At 76.7% G+C, this 7,049-nt stretch carries 3 protein-coding genes and 1 tRNA gene; 1 reads left to right on the forward strand and 3 read right to left on the reverse strand.

Annotated elements, in window-relative coordinates; all coding sequences use genetic code 11:
- Positions 1-248 precede the first annotated feature (248 nt).
- The 3 genes from ACFV8H_RS35255 to ACFV8H_RS35265 all read right to left on the reverse strand — a co-directional run bounded on the left by ACFV8H_RS35255 (position 249) and on the right by ACFV8H_RS35265 (position 3,836).
- A complete protein-coding gene (locus tag ACFV8H_RS35255; protein WP_380408034.1) occupies positions 249-1,826 on the reverse strand; it encodes a TROVE domain-containing protein in 1,578 nt (525 codons plus the stop codon).
- 433 nt (positions 1,827-2,259) lie between these two features.
- Positions 2,260-2,321: transfer RNA gene (locus tag ACFV8H_RS35260), tRNA-Ser, on the reverse strand.
- Positions 2,322-2,408: 87 nt separating this feature from the next.
- Complete coding sequence (locus ACFV8H_RS35265; protein ID WP_375892924.1) at positions 2,409-3,836, reverse strand: MFS transporter; 1,428 nt, start codon at positions 3,834-3,836, stop codon at positions 2,409-2,411.
- 819 nt (positions 3,837-4,655) lie between these two features.
- Here ACFV8H_RS35265 and ACFV8H_RS35270 point away from each other — a divergent pair.
- The gene (locus tag ACFV8H_RS35270) at positions 4,656-6,833 is read left to right on the forward strand and encodes an asparagine synthase-related protein (protein WP_380408036.1); all 2,178 of its coding nucleotides are present in this window, start codon (positions 4,656-4,658) and stop codon (positions 6,831-6,833) included.
- Positions 6,834-7,049: the final 216 nt, after the last annotated feature.

The raw sequence follows: 7,049 nt of genomic DNA on the forward strand, positions 1-7,049 counted from the left end.
GGGCGGGTGGGGTTTCGCCGGGTCCACCTCGCCCGGGGGGCCCGGGGCTTGGCGGGGGGGGGCGCCCGGGTCTGCCCCCCCCCCTCGCCCCCCGGGGCATCGGCCGGTCCCCCCGGACCGGCCGCGGTGCGGTGCGCAGAGCCCCCCGGCTCCGCGCGCCACGCCCCCCTTTGTGCGGCCGTGGCGTCGCCGCGCAGAGCCCCCCGGCTCCGCGCGTCGCCGCCGCCCCCCGTCCGGCCGCGTCGTGGTCAGACCTCCCAGGGCCAGCCGGCGTCGGTCCCCGCCTCCAGCAGGGGGATCAGCCGGAAGGCCGCGTCGCTGAGGCCGCCGAAGGTGTGCCGGTTGGCACTGCCGCTCGGGCCGTGGCCCGTGGCGTAGCCGGCCAGGTTCCAGGTGTAGACGGGAACGTGGGCCGGTATCGCGGCGAGCGGATCGCTGCCCCCGTACCCGGCGCCGGGCTGCTCGTCGGTGATGATCACCACCCGGTCGTGGCCCCGGTAGTGGTCCCGGACGGCCTGGGCGGTGTTGGTGCCGCCGAGGTTGGAGAAGCGCCCCAGCACCCGCAGCACCGCCTCCCCGCGGCCGACCTCGACCACCCGGCTGCCGCTGCCGAACTCGACCAGGTCCGCCCCGGCCGCCCGCACCTTCAACGCGGTGCCGAAGATCGCCGCCGAGTCCGCCCGGTTGAGCTGGGTCTGCGCGCTGGGCCGGTCGAACATCGAGCCGGAGCGGTCGACCAGGACCAGCGTCCGGCCGGGCAGCTCGGGCACGTTGGCGAGCGAGTGGCCGAGCGCCGTCTCCAGCGCGTGCCCCCACCGCAGCGAGGGCGCGTGCCGGTACGCGGCCAGGTAGCGGAACGGGAACTGGCGCGAGCGCCGCACCTCGTCCCGGTCGGCGACCCGCCGGGCCACCTCGGCCGCGACCTCGTCCGACACCCCCGCCTGATCGAAGTTGCGCAGGTTCCGCACCAGCGCCATCGGGCCCATGGACGGGATGACCGCCTCCCAGACCGCGGCGTCCATCGGACCCTGCAGCCAGCCCGCCAACGCCTCCCAGGTCAGCCCGGCGGCGGCCAGCCGCTCCGCGCCGTCCTCCGCCGTCACGGCCGCCCGGCGCTCCCCGACGGGCAGCGCGAGCAGCTCGCGGTTGGCGGTCAGCATCCGGTCGAGGGCGGGCGGGACGGCCTCCTCCGGCCGGTGCCGGCGGTCCAGCGCGTACTGGAACAGGGCGCCCTGCCAGGGCTTGGCCGGGTCCGGCGCCGGGTGGGTCAGCTCCAGGACGTCGCCGAAGCGGTAGCCCTTGCCCGCGGTGTCGTACTTGAGCAGCGCGCGGGCGTCGTACAGCCGCCGCACCGCGTCCGCGACGCCGCGCTTGAGCGGCTTGGGCAGCGCCCGGCCGTAGCGCGAGGTCCAGTACGCGAGCAGCTCACCGGGCTCGTCGGCCCGCCGCAGCACGGCGTCGACGGCCTGCCGGGAGTGCCCGTGGGCACCGGCGTCCAGCCGGGCCCGGGTGAACTCGGCGGCGCCGACCAGCGCGGCGGTGCGCAGCTGCGCGCCGTACCGCAGCCAGCGCAGCAGCCCGAGGGTCCACTCCGGGTCACTGACGGCGAGTTCGCGCACCAGCGCGGTGTAGCGGTCGTCGCGGGCGCCGCCGCGCTCGTAGAAGGTGTCCTGCCCGACCATGTTGGCCACGGCGAGGAGGAAGAGTTCGGACTTGGCGCCCCGGACGAACCCGACGCCGCCGTTGTGGTTGGTGGTGCGCTTCCCGGTCGTGGTCACCGGTGACTTCGGACTCGTCTTGGTCTTGCGGATGTTGAACCTGGACATGCTGCAGCCCCCCTCGGCGTGCTCGGTCGTCAGCGGGAGGGAGGCATGCTGCGGCCGGGGTGCCCGAGATCGTGCCGGTCGTTGTGCAACGACCGGCGTCGGCGGAGGTATATGCCTTGTGCTCTACCGGATTGAGCTAGCGGCCGCGCTCGCGCACGGCACGCCCGGGATTTGAACCCGGAACCACAAGATCCGAAGTAACCCCCGCCTGCGCACCGGGCACTCCGAAGCGCAGCTGCCTCCCGAGATCAATGGATTCGGCTGCGGTTTTTGGGTTTGCTTCAACGCACCCCGTTGAAGGGGCACTCCACAGAAGTAACCGCTGCCGGCGCACCGGGAGGTGCGGAATTCTATTCAGGTATGGGTGTCCAGAGTTCAAGGACGGCTGAGGTGACATAGCTGCTCTGCCAACTGAGCTACACCGGTGCGAAAGTACCGGTGGCGGGACTCGAACCCGCGACACGCCCATTAAGAGTGGAAGTAACCTCCGCCTGCGCACCTGGACGAGAGAGAACATATCCAGTCCCCTCCCGCAGATGCACCCCATTTATCGCCGGGCCCGAACGCCATGCCACTCGGACGTCACGCCGGAGCGACGATCACCGCCCGCGCCCGCTCGGTCAGTTCGCGGACCCGGCGTTCGCCCTGGAAGGGCTCCAGCCGCCGCAGCATCTCCACCACGTACTCCCGGCTGCGCTGCGAGGAGATCCGGCCGGCCACCTCGACGGCGCGCTCGCCGGCGGCGACCGCGGCGTCCAGGTTGCCCGCCTCGGCCTCGGCCATCGCCGAGACCACCAGCCGCAGGCCGTGCGAGCGGACGTAGCCCTCGGTGGGCTTGGCCAGTGCCTCGCGGGTGAACTGCCGGACCTTGGAGGGCACTCCGAGGTCGCGGAAGCACTCGGCGGCGTCGGCGGCCAGCCGGTCGTAGGCGTAGAAGTCGATCCACGCCGGATCGGGGTCCCCGGCGCGCGCTCGTTCGAGTGCGCTCTCGGCCGCGCCGAGCGCCGTCGCGCACGCTGCCGCGTTGCGGGCCTTGGCCTGGGCCCGTGCCTCCACCAGGTGGAAGAAGCTCATGGTCCGGGCGGTGGCCAGGCTGCGGTTGCGCTCCAGCGCGGCCTGGGCGAGGTCGACGGCCTCCTCGGCGAAGCCCCGGTAGCCGGCCTGGAGGCTCATCGAGGCCAGCACGTAGCCGCCGAGCGGCACGTCGGCGGCGGCCCGGGCGAGCCGCAGGGCCTGGATGTAGTACCGCTGGGCGGCCTCGTGCTGGCCGGTGTCGAAGGCCATCCACCCGGCCAGCCTGGTCAGTTCGGCGGTCGCGCCGAACAGCGCCCGGCCGACCGCGTCGCTGTACGAGGCCAGCAGCAGCGGCGCCGCCTCCACCCGCAGGCACTCCGGCACCATCGACGAACGCCAGTCCCCGCCGCCGTACTTGGAGTCCCAGCGGCGGGCCTCCTGGGCGGCCTCGCGGAGCTTGACCGCGTCCGAGTGGCCGACCCGGTACGAGGAGTTCTCGCTGGGGGAGCGCGGCACGTCGCGGGCCACCGAGCCGTCCGCCGGGTTGATCAGCCAGCGGGAGACGGGCGTCGCGTACGCGGCGACCGAGAAGGTGCCGGCCAGGCTGTCGCTCCAGCGGCCGCCGCCGGGCCCGCGGCGCAGGTCGAGGTCGACCCGGAACAGGTCGGTGGCCGAGCGCACCGCGTCGGCCACCTCGCGCGGGAAGGCCAGGCCGAGTTCGGGCGCCGGGTCGGTGTCGCCCAGGCCGATCTCCTCCAGCGGGACGGGCCGGCCGAGCTTGCCGCCGATCGCGGTGGCGATCAGGTGCGGGACGGGCCCCTGCGGGACCATGCCCTTGCTGACCCAGCGGGCGACCGAGGTCTTGTCGTACCGCAGCGTCAAACCGCGTTGCGCGCCAAGGTCGTTGACCCGTCGGGCCAGTCCGGCGTTGCTGATCTGGGCGAGGGTCAGGAGCGTGCCGAGCCGTTCGTTCGGTCCTCGTGGGCTGACGGTCATGGTGGCGGCGGCACCTCCTGCGGCCTTGTGCGCGGGGCCCGGGCGGCACCGGGCCGTAGCTGCTGTACCTAGAGTAGTCGGACGCGTTCCGACGGTTAAGAGGCCGCATTCCGGATGGCGGGATCGCGCACCCGGCGGTGCCGCGCCGGGCCGTCGCGGGGGTTGGTCCGGACCACCCGGAGCGGTTCGGCCGCGCCGCGCGCCGGAGCGTCGTGCTCCGGTCCCGTGTTCACGTGCGCCCGGCCGTGCCCCCTGGCCCGACCGGCTGCTCGGCGATTCGCTGGTGGTCGTGGGTCGGCCCGCCGTCGAGGACCCGGCGGGCCGGGGGACGCCGCCGCCTCAATCCCCGCGGGTGGCGGCGAAGTCCGGGAGGGCATGCGGATGCCCTCCCGGGCGGGGCGACGCCTTTCGGCCATCTCGCGATGCCCATGTCAAGGGCGTGCGCCCGGGCGGTCCGGGCCGGGGAGGGGGAGGCCCGGCCCGCCCGAATCCACCCCCCGACCCCGCCCTCGCCACCGTCCTCGTCGCCTCCCCGCGCCCGGGCCCCGTTGCCTTCCCGCGCCCGGGCCCCGTTGCCTTCCCGCGCCCGGGCCCCGTTGCCTTCCCGCGCCCAACACCCGCACCGGGCCCGTCGAAACGGAAGCGGAACCGACAACACCGGCCCCGGCAGCGCCCGGTGGTGGCACGATGTCTCCAGACGGCGCGCCGGAACGCGGGCACGCCCGGACGCGCCCACGGGCCGCCCCCGGCACCCATCCGGCCGCCCGCCCGGCGCCGGACGCGCCGCGCGAGTGCAGGTCCTCGTCCGGTGGAGGCGCGATGCGGTGGCTGACGGGCTGGAGCACGGGCACGCCCCGGCCGGGCGCGCCGGTGTACGAGGCCCTCGCCACGGTCGCCCCGATCGCCGCCCGCCCCCTGTGGACCGGCCCCAACCCGCTCTGGGCCGTGGGCGACTGGCGGCCCGAGGAGATCCGCCTGGTCATCCTCCGCCCCGGCGCCCGCCCCGTCGTCAGCACCGGCCCCACCGCCCCCGACCCGGTCGAGGACACCCCCGCCACCACCCGGCTCGCCGTCCTCGGCCACTGCGGCGCCACCGACGCCGAACTCGCCGCCGGCCTCGCCGCCGCCCGCGGCGGCGCCGTCCGCCACCTCACCGCCTGGCCCGGCAGCTACACCGTCGTACTGCGCACCGGCACCCGCTCCACCCTGCTGCTCACCGACCTCGCCGGCGCCCAGCCGGTCTTCCACACCCCCTGGGCCGGCGGCACCGCGTACGCCACCGCCGCCCTTCCGCTCGCCGACCTGGTCGGTGCCGCGCTGGACACCGGCCACCTCGCCGCCCGGCTCGCCTGCCCGGAGTCCCCCGAGGCGCTCGGCACCGGCACGCCGTACCTGGGCGTCCAGCGGGTGCCGCCCGGCCACGTGCTCGCCGTCCGCGGCGGCCGCCCGTACCTCGACGCCTACGACGAGCCGCCCGGCGCCGAACAGCCCCGCGACGAGGCCCCCGCCATCCGCGAACTCACCCGCGCCCTGCTGGAGTCCGTCCGCTCCCGCGTCCGCACCCCCGCCCCGGCCACCGACCAGACCGGGCGCGCCCGGCTCGGCGTCGACCTCTCGTACGGGACGGCCTCCGCCACCGTGGCCCTGCTCGCGGCCGCCGTGCCGCTGCCGCCGGTGTCGCCGCTGCCGCCGGTGCCGGCCGGTGCTCCGGGCGCGTCGACGGGGTCGGCCGCGACCGGCGGCCGGAGCACCGCCGGGGCCAGGAGCGGCGCGGTCAAGGGCTCCTGGGCCCGGGAGGCCGTCCAGGGCCCGTCCGCCCCCGAGCAGTTGGCCGCCGTCACGCTCGGCGAGACCGAAGCGCCCACCAGCCTCGCGCTCGCCCCCGACACCCCGCGGCTGCGGCACACCGTGCTCGACCCCGGCCCCGACACCCTCCCGTACGCGGTCCTGCGCACCGACCCGCAGTCCGGCCCGCTCACCGACGAGCCCGGCCCCGAACTCGTCGCCGCCGCCCGGGCCGGAGCCCGCTTCGACGCCGGCGGCACCGACCACCTCACCGGCTACGGCGCCCGCCAGGTCCTGGACGGCCACCCGGCCCGGCTCGCCGACCTGATCCGGGCCGGCCGGCCCCGCGAACTGCTGCCCCCGGTCGCCGCCCTGGCCGGTGTCGACCGGGCCGCCGCAGGCGTGCTGACCGGCGCGCTGCGCACCCCGCTCACCGTGGTCCGGGCCGCCCACCGGCTCTCCCGGGTCCGCTACGCCGAGGCACTGGACGAGGCCGCCGCCAAGCTGACCGCCCGGCACGTCCCCGACGGCGGCGGCACCGCGGGCGACCGCTCGGCCGTCGACCTCGCCTGGTGCGTCCCCGGCCCGGCCGCCCGCTGGCTCTCCGACGAGGCGCTCTCCTCGGTCGCCCTCCGGCTGCGGCTGGCGGCGCGCCGACCGGCGCCCGAGGAACACCCGGGCGCGCACCGGGCCCGGCACGCCCTCTACCGCCAGGCGCGCTCCTACCGCACGCTGCTGCACGCCGCCGAACGGCCCGGCCAGCGGCTGCACGCGCCCTTCCTCGACAACCAGGTGGTCCGCGCCGCCAGGCTGCTCCCCGACGACGTCCGCCTCCAGCCCGGCGCCCGGCACGCCCTCCTGCACGCCGTCCTCACCGGCGCCGGCCGCACCGACCTGCCCCCCGACTGGGGCCGCGGCCCCCGCCCCGACCGCACCGCCCCCACCCGGGCCGGCCTGCGCCTCGCCGCCGACGGCCTCGCCGAGCTCTTCGACGCCCCCCTGCTCGCCGAGGCCGGCCTCATCGACCTCCCCGCCGTCCGCGCCGGCCTCGCCCACTCCGCCGACCCCGCCACCCCGCTCTCCCCGGCCGCCCTGGCCGGCCTGGCGGACCTCGTCTCCACCGAACTCTGGCTCCGCCGCCTCCGCGCCCGCCGCCACGGCGCCTGCTGGACCGGCCTCCCCCACCCCCAACCCCCGGCCCTCACCCCCTGACCCCCACAGCCGCCGGGCCCGCCACGCTCGTACCGTCCCGCTCCCGTCCCGCCCCCGTCCCGCGCGCAGGAAGTCGGCCGCTCCGACGTCCTGTGCCCAGCCCCCAGCCCGCCCGAATCCACCCCCCCGGGCCCACCCCCACGCCGGCCACGCCCGCCCCCCCCGGGCGCGGGGGGGCGGGGGGATTGTGAGTTGATTTTTGAAGGGGGTGAGTTC

The sequence above is a fragment of the Kitasatospora sp. NPDC059827 genome (genome assembly GCF_042731675.1).
In the GTDB taxonomy this organism is placed as follows: domain Bacteria; phylum Actinomycetota; class Actinomycetes; order Streptomycetales; family Streptomycetaceae; genus Kitasatospora.

Bases quoted from the DNA above. Each gene is read 5' to 3' on its own strand.
- ACFV8H_RS35255 (WP_380408034.1), bottom strand. From the start codon at position 1,826: ATGTCCAGGTTCAACATCCGCAAGACCAAGACGAGTCCGAAGTCACCG.
- ACFV8H_RS35265 (WP_375892924.1), bottom strand. From the start codon at position 3,836: ATGACCGTCAGCCCACGAGGACCGAACGAACGGCTCGGCACGCTCCTG.
- ACFV8H_RS35270 (WP_380408036.1), top strand. From the start codon at position 4,656: ATGCGGTGGCTGACGGGCTGGAGCACGGGCACGCCCCGGCCGGGCGCG.